Source organism: Vibrio sp. 1731, assembly GCF_033339955.1.
Lineage (GTDB): Bacteria > Pseudomonadota > Gammaproteobacteria > Enterobacterales > Vibrionaceae > Vibrio > Vibrio alginolyticus.
Map to the genome: position 1 here is coordinate 1 of NZ_JAWOVO010000041.1, position 15,001 is coordinate 15,001.

Below are 15,001 nucleotides of genomic sequence, written 5' to 3' on the forward strand. Positions count from 1 at the left end.
TCTCCGAATGAAAGCCTGTCCTCAGCATAGTACCGGGAAGGAGGGAGTGACCATCTCATTAAATAAAGCACGCTAAGCCGGTGGCAGCGGTCGCAATGGCCTAAACTTCCCCGCACCGACCTTGGCGCTGCTGCGCCATAGGTAATCGCCGGTCAGGTTGATGTGCTCCCACCCCAGCGGCGACAGATATTGCAACAATGTGTCGTCCAGCGCCGTGCCGTTGCCACGCAAAGCACTGGTGGCACGCTCCAGATATACCGTGTTCCACAACACGATGGCCGCCGTCACCAGATTGAGGCCGCTGGCCCGGTAGCGCTGCTGCTCAAAACTGCGGTCGCGGATTTCACCCAATCGGTAGAAGAAGACCGCCCTGGCCAGCGCGTTGCGCGCCTCGCCCTTATTCAGCCCCGCATGGACGCGGCGGCGCAGCTCCACGCTTTGCAGCCAATCCAAAATGAACAGCGTGCGCTCGATGCGCCCCAGCTCGCGCAACGCCACGGCCAAGCCGTTCTGGCGCGGGTAGCTGCCGAGTTTGCGCAGCATCAGCGAAGCCGTTACCGTGCCTTGCTTGATGGAGGTGGCCAGCCGCAGAATTTCATCCCAATGGGCGCGTATTTGCTTGATGTTCAGCCTGTCGCTGCTAATCATCGGCTTGAGCGCGTCATAGGCGGCATCGCCCTTGGGGATGAATAGCTTGGTTTCGCCCAAGTCACGGATACGCGGCGCGAAGCGAAATCCCAGCAAATGCATCAAGCCAAACACGTGATCGGTGAAGCCTGCCGTGTCGGTGTAGTGTTCCTCGATGCGCAAGTCCGACTCGTGGTACAGCAGGCCATCAAGCACGTAAGTTGAATCACGAATGCCCACGTTGACCACCTTGGCACTGAAGGGCGCGTACTGGTCGGAGATATGGGTGTAGAAAGTCCGTCCTGGACTGCTTCCATACTTCGGGTTGATATGACCAGTGCTTTCTGCTTTGCTGCCGGTTCTGAAGTTCTGGCCGTCCGACGATGACGTGGTGCCGTCACCCCAGTTGCCGGCGAAGGGTTGCCGAAACTGCGCATTCACCAGCTCGGCCAGCGCCGTCGAATAGGTTTCATCGCGGATGTGCCAGGCTTGCAGCCAAGACAGCTTGGCGTAGGTGGTGCCAGGGCAGGACTCGGCCATTTTGGTCAGACCCAGGTTGATCGCGTCGGCCAGGATCGTCGTCAACAGCAAGGTTTTGTCCTTGGCCGTGTCGCTGGTCTTCAGGTGTGTGAAGTGGCGGGTGAAGCCCGTCCATTCATCGACCTCCATCAGCAACTCGGTGATTTTGAGGTGCGGCAGCAGCATAGCTGTCTGGTCGATCATGGCTTGCGCGGCGTCTGGTACTGCCGCGTCCAGCGGCGTGATCTTCAGGCCTGACGCGGTGGTGATGATGGCATCCGGTAAGTCGTTGGCCGCAGCCATGCGGTTGACTGTGGCGAGTTGCGCCTCCAACAATTCCAACCGGTCATGCAGGTATTGGTCGCAGTCGGTGGCCACTGCCAGCGGCAATTCGCTGGCCAGCTTCAAAGTGGCGAACTTCTCGACCGGCACCAGGTATTCGTCGAAGTCCTTGAACTGGCGAGAACCCTGCACCCAGACATCACCGGAGCGCAGCGCGTTCTTCAGCTCCGACAGGGCGCATAACTCGTAGTAACGCCGGTCGATGCCGTCGTCGGTCAGAACCAGCTTTGCCCAGCGCGGCTTGATGAATGCGGTTGGCGCATCGGCGGGCACCTTGCGCGCGCTGTCGCTGTTCATGCCGCGCAGCATGTCGATGGCATCGAGCACACCCTTGGCGGCGGGCGCAGCCCGCAATTTGAGCACGCCCAGGAACTGCGGCGCGTAGCGGCGTAGCGTGGCATAGCTTTCACCGATGTGGTGCAGGAAATCAAAGTCGGCAGGCCGCGCCAATGTTTGCGCTTCGGTGACGCTGGCGGCGAAGGTGTCCCAGGGCATAACGGCCTCGATGGCGGCGAACGGATCGCTGCCGCTTTGCTTGGCCTCAATCAACGCTTGACCGATGCGCCCATACATCCGCACCTTGTCGTTGATCGCCTTGCCGGAAGCCTGGAACTGCTGCTGATGCTTGTTCTTGGCCGCGTTGAACAGCTTGCCGATGATGCGATCGTGAAGGTCGATGATTTCATCGGTGACGGTGGCCATGCCTTCGATGGCCAGCGCTACCAGCGTGGCATAGCGTCGTTGCACCTCGAACTTTGCCAGATCAGCAGGCGTCATCTGGCCACCTTCACGAGCGATTTTGAGCAGGCGGTTCTGGTGAACCTGCCGCTCGATGCCTGCGGGCAGATCAAGTGCTTGCCAGGATTTCAGGCGCTCAATATGTTCGAGCATGTGGCGAGAGTTCGGTTTGGCAGGCGACTGGCGCAGCCATGCCAGCCACGTCACTTTACTGCCGTCCTTGCGCTTGAGAAGTTCGTCCAGGCGCTGACGGTGGGGTGATAACAAAGAATCGGTCAGCGCCGCGTAAATGCGTCGGTTGGCACGGGTGATGGCCTCGGCGCTTGCGCGCTCGATGGCATTCATGGCGGGCAGGATAATGCTCTGCCGCCGCAGATTCTCGACAAGTGCGCTCGCCAGCACGATGCCTTTGTCGGTCTGCAAGGCCAGCTCGGTCAATGTATGCACGGCTTGCCGATAGTGGCTCATGGTGAAGGGCTTGAACCCAAAAACCGTTTGCAGCTCGACCAAGTGCTCCCGCCGTGTCTGTTCGCGCTGGCCGTACTCGCTCCAACTTTCCACTGGCATCTTGAGTTGCGCGGCCACCATGCGCAACAGGGGCGGAAACGGAGGCTCATCGACGCCCAAAAAGGTGCCAGGGAATCGCAAGTAGCAAAGCTGCACAGCGAAGCCCAATCGATTCGCGGCGCCGCGACGCTGACGGATCACCGACAGGTCGGTTTCGTTGAACGTGTAGTGCCGTATCAGTTCGTCTTTGGCATCTGGCAGTGCCAGCAGGCTTTCGCGCTCGGTGGCGGACAGGATTGAGCGGCGTGGCATGGTCAGTCTTCCCGCAGGTACTGGTACAAGGTTTCGCGGCTGATGCCGAAGTCACGGGCCACCAAGGTTTTTTGGTCGCCTGCCGCAACTCGCCGTTTCAACTCGGCAATTTGTTCGCTGTTCAGCGATTTCTTTCGTCCCCGGTAGGCACCGCGCTGCTTGGCCAGCACGATTCCCTCGCGCTGACGTTCGCGGATCAGGGCGCGCTCGAACTCAGCGAAGGCTCCCATGACCGACAGCATCAGATTGGCCATCGGTGAGTCCTCGCCGGTGAACTTCAGCCCTTCTTTGACGAACTCCATGCGCACGCCCCGTTGTGTCAGCCCTTGGACGATGCGGCGCAGGTCATCAAGGTTGCGTGCCAGCCTGTCCATGCTATGCACCACCACGGTGTCGCCCTCGCGGACGAAGGCCAGCAGCCTTTCCAGCTCGGGACGCTGGGTGTCCTTGCCAGAAGCCTTGTCGGTGAACACCCGCGCCACCTGAACACCCTCCAATTGCCGTTCCGGGTTCTGGTCGAAGCTGCTGACGCGGACATAGCCGATGCGTTGACCTTGCAAGATGCCTCCAAAGGCAAAAGTGTCAGGATGAAATCTATTACCTTTGACGGAATATGTCAATCAATAGGAAATTTAACTCTATTCTGACATCGTTTGTCGTTTTCAGAAGACGGCTGCACTGAACGTCAGAAGCCGACTGCACTATAGCAGCGGAGGGGTTGGATCCATCAGGCAACGACGGGCTGCTGCCGGCCATCAGCGGACGCAGGGAGGACTTTCCGCAACCGGCCGTTCGATGCGGCACCGATGGCCTTCGCGCAGGGGTAGTGAATCCGCCAGGATTGACTTGCGCTGCCCTACCTCTCACTAGTGAGGGGCGGCAGCGCATCAAGCGGTGAGCGCACTCCGGCACCGCCAACTTTCAGCACATGCGTGTAAATCATCGTCGTAGAGACGTCGGAATGGCCGAGCAGATCCTGCACGGTTCGAATGTCGTAACCGCTGCGGAGCAAGGCCGTCGCGAACGAGTGGCGGAGGGTGTGCGGTGTGGCGGGCTTCGTGATGCCTGCTTGTTCTACGGCACGTTTGAAGGCGCGCTGAAAGGTCTGGTCATACATGTGATGGCGACGCACGACACCGCTCCGTGGATCGGTCGAATGCGTGTGCTGCGCAAAAACCCAGAACCACGGCCAGGAATGCCCGGCGCGCGGATACTTCCGCTCAAGGGCGTCGGGAAGCGCAACGCCGCTGCGGCCCTCGGCCTGGTCCTTCAGCCACCATGCCCGTGCACGCGACAGCTGCTCGCGCAGGCTGGGTGCCAAGCTCTCGGGTAACATCAAGGCCCGATCCTTGGAGCCCTTGCCCTCCCGCACGATGATCGTGCCGTGATCGAAATCCAGATCCTTGACCCGCAGTTGCAAACCCTCACTGATCCGCATGCCCGTTCCATACAGAAGCTGGGCGAACAAACGATGCTCGCCTTCCAGAAAACCGAGGATGCGAACCACTTCATCCGGGGTCAGCACCACCGGCAAGCGCCGCGACGGCCGAGGTCTTCCGATCTCCTGAAGCCAGGGCAGATCCGTGCACAGCACCTTGCCGTAGAAGAACAGCAAGGCCGCCAATGCCTGACGATGCGTGGAGACCGAAACCTTGCGCTCGTTCGCCAGCCAGGACAGAAATGCCTCGACTTCGCTGCTGCCCAAGGTTGCCGGGTGACGCACACCGTGGAAACGGATGAAGGCACGAACCCAGTGGACATAAGCCTGTTCGGTTGGTAAGCTGTAATGCAAGTAGCGTATGCGCTCACGCAACTGGTCCAGAACCTTGACCGAACGCAGCGGTGGTAACGGCGCAGTGGCGGTTTTCATGGCTTGTTATGACTGTTTTTTTGTACAGTCTATGCCTCGGGCATCCAAGCAGCAAGCGCGTTACGCCGTGGGTCGATGTTTGATGTTATGGAGCAGCAACGATGTTACGCAGCAGGGCAGTCGCCCTAAAACAAAGTTATGCAGCCAAATCCCAACAATTAAGGGTCTTAAAATGGTAAAAGATTGGATTCCCATCTCTCATGATAATTACAAGCAGGTGCAAGGACCGTTCTATCATGGAACCAAAGCCAATTTGGCGATTGGTGACTTGCTAACCACAGGGTTCATCTCTCATTTCGAGGACGGTCGTATTCTTAAGCACATCTACTTTTCAGCCTTGATGGAGCCAGCAGTTTGGGGAGCTGAACTTGCTATGTCACTGTCTGGCCTCGAGGGTCGCGGCTACATATACATAGTTGAGCCAACAGGACCGTTCGAAGACGATCCGAATCTTACGAACAAAAGATTTCCCGGTAATCCAACACAGTCCTATAGAACCTGCGAACCCTTGAGAATTGTTGGCGTTGTTGAAGACTGGGAGGGGCATCCTGTTGAATTAATAAGGGGAATGTTGGATTCGTTGGAGGACTTAAAGCGCCGTGGTTTACACGTCATTGAAGACTAGTCCTTTGCATAACAAAGCCATCAAACCGGACGCCAGAGATTCCGCGCCTGTTGCGCATGGCTTCGCCATTTTATGCGCAATAGGCGCGCCACCCTGTCGCCGTTTATGGCGGCGTTAACCCAAAGGAGTATCGTGAAAATATCACTAATGGCTGCAAAAGCAAGAAATGGGGTTATTGGCTGCGGCTCGGATATCCCGTGGAACGCTAAAGGTGAGCAGCTGCTTTTTAAAGCAATAACTTACAATCAATGGCTCTTAGTCGGCCGTAAAACATTTGAGGCAATGGGGGCTCTCCCAAATAGAAAGTATGCAGTTGTCAGCCGCTCAGGATCGGTAGCTACTAACGATGATGTGGTTGTGTTTCCATCTATAGAAGCAGCAATGAGGGAGCTAAAGACTCTTACGAACCATGTTGTTGTTTCTGGTGGTGGAGAGATCTACAAGAGTCTGATCGCCCATGCCGACACGCTACATATCTCGACAATAGATTCCGAGCCAGAGGGCAATGTTTTCTTTCCGGAAATCCCCAAAGAGTTCAATGTGGTGTTCGAGCAGGAATTTCATTCAAATATAAATTATCGCTATCAAATCTGGCAAAGGGGTTAACCATCCAAGCCATCGGACACATTTTGCTTCGCTGCGCTCAAAACGCAAAATGTGCCGCTGCTTAGCGGCGTTAGATGCACTAAGCACATAATTGCTCACAGCCAAACTATCAGGTCAAGTCTGCTTTTATTATTTTTAAGCGTGCATAATAAGCCCTACACAAATTGGGAGTTAGACATCATGAGCAACGCAGTGCCCGCCGAGATTTCGGTACAGCTATCACAGGCACTCAACGTCATCGAGCATCATCTGGGATCGACGTTGCTGGCCGTGCATTTGTACGGCTCTGCACTCGACGGTGGCCTGAAGCCATGCAGTGATATTGATTTGCTGGTTACTGTGACTGCACAGCTCGATGAGACTGTGCGGCAGGCTCTGTTCGTAGATTTCCTGGAAGTTTCCGCTTCTCCCGGCCAAAGTGAAGCTCTCCGTGCCTTGGAAGTTACCATCGTCGTGTACGGCGATGTTGTTCCTTGGCGTTATCCAGCCAGACGGGAACTGCAATTCGGGGAGTGGCAGCGCAAGGACATTCTTGCGGGCATCTTCGAGCCCGCGACAACCGATGTTGATCTGGCTATTCTGCTAACTAAAGCAAGGCAACACAGCCTTGCCTTGGCAGGTTCGGCCGCGGAAGATTTCTTCAACTCAGTCCCGGAAAGCGATCTATTCAAAGCACTGGCCGACACCTTGAAACTATGGAACTCACAACCGGATTGGGCAGGCGACGAGCGGAATGTAGTGCTTACTTTGTCTCGCATTTGGTACAGCGCAGCAACCGGCAAGATCGCGCCGAAGGATGTAGCTGCCAACTGGGTAATGGAACGCCTGCCCGTCCAACATCAGCCCGTGCTGCTTGAAGCCCAGCAGGCTTACCTTGGACAAGGGATGGATTGCTTGGCCTCACGCGCTGATCAGTTGACTGCGTTCATTTACTTTGTGAAGCACGAAGCCGCCAGTCTGCTCGGCTCCACGCCAATGATGTCTAACAGTTCATTCAAGCCGACGCCGCTTCGCGGCGCAGCTTAATTCAGGCGTTAGATGCACTAAGCACATAATTGCTCACAGCCAAACTATCAGGTCAAGTCTGCTTTTATTATTTTTAAGCGTGCATAATAAGCCCTACACAAATTGGGAGATATATCATGAAAGGCTGGCTTTTTCTTGTTATCGCAATAGTTGGCGAAGTAATCGCAACATCCGCATTAAAATCTAGCGAGGGCTTTACTAAGCTTGCCCCTTCCGCCGTTGTCATAATCGGTTATGGCATCGCATTTTATTTTCTTTCTCTGGTTCTGAAATCCATCCCTGTCGGTGTTGCTTATGCAGTCTGGTCGGGACTCGGCGTCGTCATAATTACAGCCATTGCCTGGTTGCTTCATGGGCAAAAGCTTGATGCGTGGGGCTTTGTAGGTATGGGGCTCATAATTGCTGCCTTTTTGCTCGCCCGATCCCCATCGTGGAAGTCGCTGCGGAGGCCGACGCCATGGTGACGGTGTTCGGCATTCTGAATCTCACCGAGGACTCCTTCTTCGATGAGAGCCGGCGGCTAGACCCCGCCGGCGCTGTCACCGCGGCGATCGAAATGCTGCGAGTCGGATCAGACGTCGTGGATGTCGGACCGGCCGCCAGCCATCCGGACGCGAGGCCTGTATCGCCGGCCGATGAGATCAGACGTATTGCGCCGCTCTTAGACGCCCTGTCCGATCAGATGCACCGTGTTTCAATCGACAGCTTCCAACCGGAAACCCAGCGCTATGCGCTCAAGCGCGGCGTGGGCTACCTGAACGATATCCAAGGATTTCCTGACCCTGCGCTCTATCCCGATATTGCTGAGGCGGACTGCAGGCTGGTGGTTATGCACTCAGCGCAGCGGGATGGCATCGCCACCCGCACCGGTCACCTTCGACCCGAAGACGCGCTCGACGAGATTGTGCGGTTCTTCGAGGCGCGGGTTTCCGCCTTGCGACGGAGCGGGGTCGCTGCCGACCGGCTCATCCTCGATCCGGGGATGGGATTTTTCTTGAGCCCCGCACCGGAAACATCGCTGCACGTGCTGTCGAACCTTCAAAAGCTGAAGTCGGCGTTGGGGCTTCCGCTATTGGTCTCGGTGTCGCGGAAATCCTTCTTGGGCGCCACCGTTGGCCTTCCTGTAAAGGATCTGGGTCCAGCGAGCCTTGCGGCGGAACTTCACGCGATCGGCAATGGCGCTGACTACGTCCGCACCCACGCGCCTGGAGATCTGCGAAGCGCAATCACCTTCTCGGAAACCCTCGCGAAATTTCGCAGTCGCGACGCCAGAGACCGAGGGTTAGATCATGCCTAGCATTCACCTTCCGGCCGCCCGCTAGCGGACCCTGGTCAGGTTCCGCGAAGGTGGGCGCAGACATGCTGGGCTCGTCAGGATCAAACTGCACTATGAGGCGGCGGTTCATACCGCGCCAGGGGAGCGAATGGACAGCGAGGAGCCTCCGAACGTTCGGGTCGCCTGCTCGGGTGATATCGACGAGGTTGTGCGGCTGATGCACGACGCTGCGGCGTGGATGTCCGCCAAGGGAACGCCCGCCTGGGACGTCGCGCGGATCGACCGGACATTCGCGGAGACCTTCGTCCTGAGATCCGAGCTCCTAGTCGCGAGTTGCAGCGACGGCATCGTCGGCTGTTGCACCTTGTCGGCCGAGGATCCCGAGTTCTGGCCCGACGCCCTCAAGGGGGAGGCCGCATATCTGCACAAGCTCGCGGTGCGACGGACACATGCGGGCCGGGGTGTCAGCTCCGCGCTGATCGAGGCTTGCCGCCATGCCGCGCGAACGCAGGGGTGCGCCAAGCTGCGGCTCGACTGCCACCCGAACCTGCGTGGCCTATACGAGCGGCTCGGATTCACCCACGTCGACACTTTCAATCCCGGCTGGGATCCAACCTTCATCGCAGAACGCCTAGAACTCGAAATCTAACGTCCGTTCGGGCATCGAGGTCCATGTCGGGGTGGGACGGGCCCGTGGCTTCAAGATCACTTGCAGTCCGACCGCGATGTCTTGGTTGCGCGAGAGGTTGTCGATATCCTCCACTTCCATCATCAACCCTGGATAATGCCGCCGCCGTCATCGCCGCCGACGCCCGTGCCGGGCTTTTCGGGCCTGTCAGGCTTGCTCGGCCTTCAGCCTGCCTGGGCGAGATCTCCGGCGGACGGATTAACGGCGGAGCTTCGCCGCCTTTCGTGCGTGTGAAGGCCGAAGATAGTTCTCTCAAAAACATCCGTTTATGAGAGATACCAAATGTCATTTTCAGAAGACGACTGCACCAGTTGATTGGGCGTAATGGCTGTTGTGCAGCCAGCTCCTGACAGTTCAATATCAGAAGTGATCTGCACCAATCTCGACTATGCTCAATACTCGTGTGGGCTCTGTTGCAAAAATCGTGAAGCTTGAGCATGCTTGGCGGAGATTGGACGGACGGAACGATGACGGATTTCAAGTGGCGCCATTTCCAGGGTGATGTGATCCTGTGGGCGGTGCGCTGGTATTGTCGCTATCCGATCAGCTATCGCGACCTTGAGGAAATGCTGGCGGAACGCGGCATTTCGGTCGACCATACGACGATCTATCGCTGGGTCCAGTGCTACGCCCCGGAGATGGAGAAGCGGCTGCGCTGGTTCTGGCGGCGTGGCTTTGATCCGAGCTGGCGCCTGGATGAAACCTACGTCAAGGTGCGGGGCAAGTGGACCTACCTGTACCGGGCAGTCGACAAGCGGGGCGACACGATCGATTTCTACCTGTCGCCGACCCGCAGCGCCAAGGCAGCGAAGCGGTTCCTGGGCAAGGCCCTGCGAGGCCTGAAGCACTGGGAAAAGCCTGCCACGCTCAATACCGACAAAGCGCCGAGCTATGGTGCAGCGATCACCGAATTGAAGCGCGAAGGAAAGCTGGACCGGGAGACGGCCCACCGGCAGGTGAAGTATCTCAATAACGTGATCGAGGCCGATCACGGAAAGCTCAAGATACTGATCAAGCCGGTGCGCGGTTTCAAATCGATCCCCACGGCCTATGCCACGATCAAGGGATTCGAAGTCATGCGAGCCCTGCGCAAAGGACAGGCTCGCCCCTGGTGCCTGCAGCCCGGCATCAGGGGCGAGGTGCGCCTTGTGGAGAGAGCTTTTGGCATTGGGCCCTCGGCGCTGACGGAGGCCATGGGCATGCTCAACCACCATTTCGCAGCAGCCGCCTGATCGGCGCAGAGCGACAGCCTACCTCTGACTGCCGCCAATCTTTGCAACAGAGCCCGCCGTGCTAGTCTGCTCGGTGATGGTGGAGTGAAGCCAACCCGCAATCGGGTTATGAATCTGCATCGCGATTCGCAATCAGCTGTCTCTTGAGCATGTCGAACTCCTGCGATGTTATCTCGCCGTGCTCGTGCTGCTACACCAACTTGTCCAACTCATCCGCCACACCGCTCCCCACCACCTGCGATGGCCAGGTTGTTTGCTGGGCGCATTGGCGGAGTATCGTCTCGACCCGGGACACCCACACCGGCACAACCTTACGGGAGTGATTCACTGTCAAAGAATCGGCCCGGTGCTCTGACGCAAGTATCGGGATGGTCACCATTTGTAAGCCGTAGACCTGAGTGGTGATCAAGACTTCGATACCACCGACCGTACCGGTACTAATCGACGACGGTCGTGTTCGTCGCCTGCCGCAGGGACTCTGCACACCTCCGTTTACGCATGTGCCTGGAGGAGTTGGAAATCGTCGTGTTCGGGAAACATTAAACACAGGATGGCAGCGATCTGAGCCAGCACATGATCAGCTAGCTCACCATCCGGATCGACGGCCCACTGCATCGTCGCGCCAGCGATGACCGAGTGCAGGAGCAACTCAGCTGCCGCAGGAGCACCTGGGGGCAGTCGCTTGCGGATCCCCTCCACCACCGCGCGGTTCCGCTGGATCGCAAGCGTGCGTAGCTCCGGCACCTGGAGCTCGTACCAGGAGATGAGATAGTTCACCGAGAAGTCGTTGCGAGTGTTCATGCTCCGAACGAGCACCTGCAAAAATTCCCAGAGCCCTTGCGGCCCTGCGCCTATCGGTATCGCATTCAGGTAATGCCGCACCTGCTCGACGCCGCGCTCCATCATCCTCACCAGCAGCGTATCGCGGTTGGTGAAGCGCTGGATTAACGCTGCGCGGGAGAGCCCCACCTCCTTTGCTACTCCGCTGAGCGTGAACTCTATGGGACCGCAACGCTTCAGCACTACGGTGGCGGCCTCGAGTACCTCGTCATCGGACTTGAGCTTGGGGCGGGGCATCAGTGTTCACCTTCTGTATGGGTTGGGGCGGAGGCTGTGGCTGCCGCCGCCATTGTAGCAAATTGAAGACGGAGCGAGAGTAGAGCCACGAGCCCCGCAAACACGGCCGATACAACGAGGCCAGGGAGCGGACCAGCAAGGTCGACAAACGCGCCGGCCGCAAGCATAACCATGGGCGAGGCTGACAGCATCACCGCCGAGACCGTGCCGAGTACCCGGCCGAGAAGTTCTGGCGGCGTGCGGTTGTAGATGGCAGCGTTGAGAATGGGAGAGACTGAGCCGGTCAGCAGTCCCACGAGCGCGCCCAACAACATCAGCACCGGCACGCCTGGCAACTGTGAAAGCAGAAGCGAGCCCACCGCAGAGCCACAAAATGCCACCGCCAGCCAGTTCTGCGCTGATATCCGGGCGCCGACCGACGCATGAATGGCAATGCCAAGGAGACCACCAGCCCCCATCATTGAGGAGAACAGCCCGAGCTCTGCTACTTGGCGTCCTGCATCTACAAACAGCGCAGGCATGATGACGCTGCCGTTGGCGCCAACGATGCCCACGAAGATCATCACTATACCAAAGAGAGGGCGCAGCAGGGGTTCGCTCCAGAGAAAAGCGACGCCGGCGCGCATGGAGAGAGTCGCCGTCGTGGTCATCGTCCGAGCGGCACGCGCGGGAAGCCCCCACGCGCCGAGCAGACCTGCAAGGACGGAGCAGAACGCCGTCAGCCCGAGCGTTGGCGCAGCGCCAAGCAGGCCGATTGCGGCCCCCCCAAGGGCCGGGCCACCTAGAATCGCGACGTTCCCGATCACCGCTTTCAGTGACGAGACGCGCTCAACGGAGAGCCCGGCGACGTGGCCGAGTTTGGGCAGCTCACTGTCCTGCGCGGCCATACCGGGTGCGTCGAACGCGGCACCGAGCACCACGCAAGCGATCAGCCCAGTGTTCGAGAGGGCGCCAACGGCATCGAGCAGTGGGATGCTCGCCATGGCCACGCCGCCCACCACACCCGAGATCAATGCGACGGGCGCGCGCCCGAACCGATCGACGAGGCCACCACCAACCCACGCGCCGATGATGGTCGCGATGACGCTGCTAGCGGCCGTGGCGCCCGCCCAGGCCGCGCTCTTTGTATGAGACAGGACGAACCATGGAAGCGCGAGGGCCGCCACCGCGTTGCCGATCCGGAAGAGAAAGGTCGCCGCGAACAGCGTCGCGAGCGGGCTATATCGACGTTCGCTCATTCCGCTGCGGCGAGCTGCGCCTTCGCCGCAGCGAGGTACTCTTCGTTACCCGAGTCGAGGGCGAAGAGTGCGTAGGTGACCGCCCCGAACGCAAGGCGCTCCGCGATGTGGTGGGCGAGCCGCGGCCACACCCGGCCACCGGCCGCTTCATACGTGAGGAGGAGCTTCGCGAGCCCCTCTTCACCAAAGACCATAAGGTGCGCGGCCATGTCGATGGCAGGGTCATCAACGCGGGCCTCGCTCCAGTCGATCATCCCGCTGACGCGCTCCGTGTTGTCGATGAGCACATGGCCCACGTAGAGATCGCCATGCACCACCACGGAGAAATCTGGCCACGACGAATCGTCGTCGAGCCAGCGCTGCCACCGGTGGAGGCGCTTGTCGTTCACCACGAACTCGCGTCGGACGCGGTCAACGTCGTCGGCCACCTTCTGACGGGCCTGCGTCGGTGTACGGATGAGCATCCCCGCATCCACGGCGGCGGAAATGGGGACGGCATGCAGGGCGGCGAGCGCGGTCGCGAAGCTCTCCGCGAAGACCTCCGAGTCCTGCGGCACGACCCAGTCGGGCGTGGACGAACCAGGCTGGATGACCATCGCAGTCGAGTCTTCGAGCATGGGATAGGCAACGAGCTCGGCGTTGGCCACGCGCCAGTCCGGCACCGCGAACGGCAGGCGATTCTTGAGCATTGCCAGCACCCGCGCCTCTGGTTCGACCTTCGCGCTTACCTCGGCTCGGCGCGGGATGCGCAGCACCCACCGACGTCCATCGTCGACGGTGGCGATCACGATCCTATAGTCGAGCCCAAGCTCATTGACAGTCAGCGGGCCATGGAGCTTGAGCCCATGTCGGGCTGCAAGTGCGTACAGTTGGAAGGTATCGGCGGTCGTGACTACGGTCATGATTCACTCCTGAGGGCTTGACGGGTTTAGCCACCTAAATATAACAGTCACGTCGGTTATATTCAATCCTCATGCGAATCGGGGTACGACCCACAGCCCCCTCAGTACAGGTCCATCGTCACACCCGAGATCGTTGGGGTCCAGCTCCCAGTGGTTCGGAGCAACGGGCGGCAGGGCAATGATCCGAAAATTACCCCTTCCTTTGCGTCACCACAGCTTGCACCAACTGACCCTGAATTAAAAAATTGAAAAACTAACTTTTGGGTGTTGACTTAAAGCAAACCAAGCATATGCTAACCAATAGTTAGCAAATTGATTTCGCACGATGGACAACCCCAGCCGGAGGACCAGCACAACACTGGCAGCGGTGGCAACAAACCGCTTGGGGAAATAACACCGGCAACCGGGCTGACTAACCTCCCCGCTCTCCCTTGGCAAGGCTGGAATGCATGCCGACCAAGGTGAATGGAAATTAAGGCAGTGACCGGCTGACAGCTGGAAAGACAGCACAGTTGAAGTGATAGCGAACACAGCGAGTGGCGGGTCTGACTCCCCAGCCACCCACCCGGTGAAAGGCCGGGACACAACCGGGATTGCATTGCAGGTGAGCCAAGGCCCATGGGGTACCGCACGAGAGACCCGGAGACCAATGCAATCCACGGTTGTGGTGAATGGGAAGGTCTTTGCGCCAACCGGCATTCGTAGGGATGCCCCCTAGACCTCGGCCGGTGTCAGACCCGGCCACCACAACCAACCGATATGACCACCCCAAGGAGGTGATCACATCTCCCACCGCAGGGTTAAGCGGATGCCTGGTCCCGCTGTGAAGCGCCACCCAGGCCCTCGCCGAGAGGCGACCGTTTCGAATGGTAGGTCTGCCCGTGAGGGCGCACCGGTACCGACAGCAAGAACGGCTGACTCACTGTGAAGTGCTCAAGCCACCACCACAGGTGCAATGCATGTGGTTACAGCTCTCTCCTGGCCCCGTCAACGGGGCCTTTATCCCACAAGCGATAGCGGCCCGACAGCGGGTCACGGACTCCTATTGCCTGTCGTTTGTGTGATGAGACCAGTTTCTGGAAGAACGGAGGCATCCATGCACCCACGCGAGTTCATTGCCAAGCACATCAAGGCAACGCTGGAGAAGGAGGAATTTCCCCCTCATGCGGTCTCGCTGGGGGTGAAAGAAGCCACCTTCTTTTTCGACCGAACACCCAGCTTCGCAAAGGGGAAAGTGTTCGATGAGTGCCTCAAGGCGGCCCGTGCAGTAGCCAGGGTCGCGAAGAAGGCCAAGCCATGATCCGGGGAGCGGGTCATATCTCAACAAAGGGGCGAATAGAGAAAACGGAATCTATGGTCACTCCCGTTTTTGCAACACCGATTTTGACGACAAGTTGGCTTGCTTGAATCTATCCG

The 15,001-nt window shown here is 58.7% G+C and carries 14 protein-coding genes; 8 read left to right on the forward strand and 6 right to left on the reverse strand.

The window, feature by feature from the left end; all coding sequences use genetic code 11:
- Positions 1-72: 72 nt before the first annotated feature.
- The 3 genes from R7035_RS24245 to intI1 form a co-directional block, all read right to left on the reverse strand.
- Positions 73-3,045 carry a Tn3 family transposase gene (locus R7035_RS24245; protein WP_001138073.1) on the reverse strand — a complete coding sequence of 991 codons (2,973 nt, stop codon included), beginning with the start codon at positions 3,043-3,045 and terminating at the stop codon, positions 73-75.
- A gap of 2 nt (positions 3,046-3,047) precedes the next feature.
- Positions 3,048-3,605 (reverse strand): recombinase family protein, encoded by a 558-nt coding sequence (locus tag R7035_RS24250; protein WP_001162012.1) that lies wholly within the window; start codon positions 3,603-3,605, stop codon positions 3,048-3,050.
- Between the two features lie 296 nt (positions 3,606-3,901).
- Positions 3,902-4,915, reverse strand: a complete 1,014-nt coding sequence (intI1, locus tag R7035_RS24255) for a class 1 integron integrase IntI1 (protein WP_000845039.1) — start codon at positions 4,913-4,915, stop codon at positions 3,902-3,904.
- Positions 4,916-5,087: 172 nt separating this feature from the next.
- On the opposite strand from intI1, the gene R7035_RS24260 reads away from it, so the two are divergent.
- The 7 genes from R7035_RS24260 to R7035_RS24295 all read left to right on the forward strand — a co-directional run bounded on the left by R7035_RS24260 (position 5,088) and on the right by R7035_RS24295 (position 10,368).
- On the forward strand, positions 5,088-5,540 hold the full coding sequence (locus R7035_RS24260; RefSeq protein WP_001749986.1) for an NAD(+)--rifampin ADP-ribosyltransferase Arr-3: 453 nt from the start codon (positions 5,088-5,090) through the stop codon (positions 5,538-5,540).
- A gap of 132 nt (positions 5,541-5,672) precedes the next feature.
- Entirely contained in the window at positions 5,673-6,146 is a 474-nt protein-coding gene (gene dfrA27, locus R7035_RS24265; protein WP_001749985.1) for a trimethoprim-resistant dihydrofolate reductase DfrA27, read from the forward strand.
- Between the two features lie 180 nt (positions 6,147-6,326).
- Positions 6,327-7,172, forward strand: a complete 846-nt coding sequence (locus R7035_RS24270) for an ANT(3'')-Ia family aminoglycoside nucleotidyltransferase AadA16 (RefSeq protein WP_001749984.1) — start codon at positions 6,327-6,329, stop codon at positions 7,170-7,172.
- 116 nt (positions 7,173-7,288) lie between these two features.
- Positions 7,289-7,636 (forward strand): quaternary ammonium compound efflux SMR transporter QacE delta 1, encoded by a 348-nt coding sequence (locus R7035_RS24275; RefSeq protein ID WP_000679427.1) that lies wholly within the window; start codon positions 7,289-7,291, stop codon positions 7,634-7,636.
- Positions 7,630-8,469 carry a sulfonamide-resistant dihydropteroate synthase Sul1 gene (gene sul1 / locus R7035_RS24280; RefSeq protein ID WP_000259031.1) on the forward strand — a complete coding sequence of 280 codons (840 nt, stop codon included), beginning with the start codon at positions 7,630-7,632 and terminating at the stop codon, positions 8,467-8,469. The genes R7035_RS24275 and sul1 overlap by 7 nt, the downstream gene beginning before the upstream one ends.
- 127 nt (positions 8,470-8,596) lie before the next feature.
- Positions 8,597-9,097, forward strand: a complete 501-nt coding sequence (locus R7035_RS24285; RefSeq protein ID WP_000376623.1) for a GNAT family N-acetyltransferase — start codon at positions 8,597-8,599, stop codon at positions 9,095-9,097.
- Between the two features lie 506 nt (positions 9,098-9,603).
- Positions 9,604-10,368: an IS6-like element IS6100 family transposase gene (locus R7035_RS24295; RefSeq protein ID WP_001389365.1), complete on the forward strand. Its 765-nt coding sequence runs from the start codon at positions 9,604-9,606 to the stop codon at positions 10,366-10,368.
- A 492-nt stretch (positions 10,369-10,860) separates the two neighbouring features.
- On the opposite strand, the gene mphR(A) is transcribed toward R7035_RS24295, so the two are convergent.
- The 3 genes from mphR(A) to R7035_RS24310 are packed head-to-tail and all read right to left on the reverse strand — an operon-like array spanning position 10,861 to position 13,585.
- Positions 10,861-11,445 (reverse strand): macrolide-binding transcriptional repressor MphR(A), encoded by a 585-nt coding sequence (gene mphR(A), locus R7035_RS24300; protein WP_001137892.1) that lies wholly within the window; start codon positions 11,443-11,445, stop codon positions 10,861-10,863.
- Positions 11,445-12,683, reverse strand: a complete 1,239-nt coding sequence (gene mrx(A) / locus R7035_RS24305) for a macrolide resistance MFS transporter Mrx(A) (RefSeq protein WP_276443105.1) — start codon at positions 12,681-12,683, stop codon at positions 11,445-11,447. The genes mphR(A) and mrx(A) overlap by 1 nt, the downstream gene beginning before the upstream one ends.
- Entirely contained in the window at positions 12,680-13,585 is a 906-nt protein-coding gene (locus tag R7035_RS24310) for an Mph(A) family macrolide 2'-phosphotransferase (protein ID WP_000219387.1), read from the reverse strand. The genes mrx(A) and R7035_RS24310 overlap by 4 nt, the downstream gene beginning before the upstream one ends.
- Before the next feature lie 1,096 nt (positions 13,586-14,681).
- Here R7035_RS24310 and R7035_RS24315 point away from each other — a divergent pair.
- Positions 14,682-14,885, forward strand: a complete 204-nt coding sequence (locus R7035_RS24315) for a hypothetical protein (RefSeq protein ID WP_000553518.1) — start codon at positions 14,682-14,684, stop codon at positions 14,883-14,885.
- Positions 14,886-15,001: the final 116 nt, after the last annotated feature.

Excerpts from the sequence above, each read along its gene's own strand:
- R7035_RS24275 (WP_000679427.1), top strand. The coding sequence starts at position 7,289 with ATGAAAGGCTGGCTTTTTCTTGTTATCGCAATAGTTGGCGAAGTAATC.
- sul1 (WP_000259031.1), top strand. The coding sequence starts at position 7,630 with ATGGTGACGGTGTTCGGCATTCTGAATCTCACCGAGGACTCCTTCTTC.
- R7035_RS24260 (WP_001749986.1), top strand. The coding sequence starts at position 5,088 with ATGGTAAAAGATTGGATTCCCATCTCTCATGATAATTACAAGCAGGTG.
- R7035_RS24295 (WP_001389365.1), top strand. The coding sequence starts at position 9,604 with ATGACGGATTTCAAGTGGCGCCATTTCCAGGGTGATGTGATCCTGTGG.
- R7035_RS24245 (WP_001138073.1), bottom strand. The coding sequence starts at position 3,045 with ATGCCACGCCGCTCAATCCTGTCCGCCACCGAGCGCGAAAGCCTGCTG.
- R7035_RS24270 (WP_001749984.1), top strand. The coding sequence starts at position 6,327 with ATGAGCAACGCAGTGCCCGCCGAGATTTCGGTACAGCTATCACAGGCA.
- R7035_RS24310 (WP_000219387.1), bottom strand. The coding sequence starts at position 13,585 with ATGACCGTAGTCACGACCGCCGATACCTTCCAACTGTACGCACTTGCA.
- R7035_RS24285 (WP_000376623.1), top strand. The coding sequence starts at position 8,597 with ATGGACAGCGAGGAGCCTCCGAACGTTCGGGTCGCCTGCTCGGGTGAT.
- R7035_RS24315 (WP_000553518.1), top strand. The coding sequence starts at position 14,682 with ATGCACCCACGCGAGTTCATTGCCAAGCACATCAAGGCAACGCTGGAG.
- intI1 (WP_000845039.1), bottom strand. The coding sequence starts at position 4,915 with ATGAAAACCGCCACTGCGCCGTTACCACCGCTGCGTTCGGTCAAGGTT.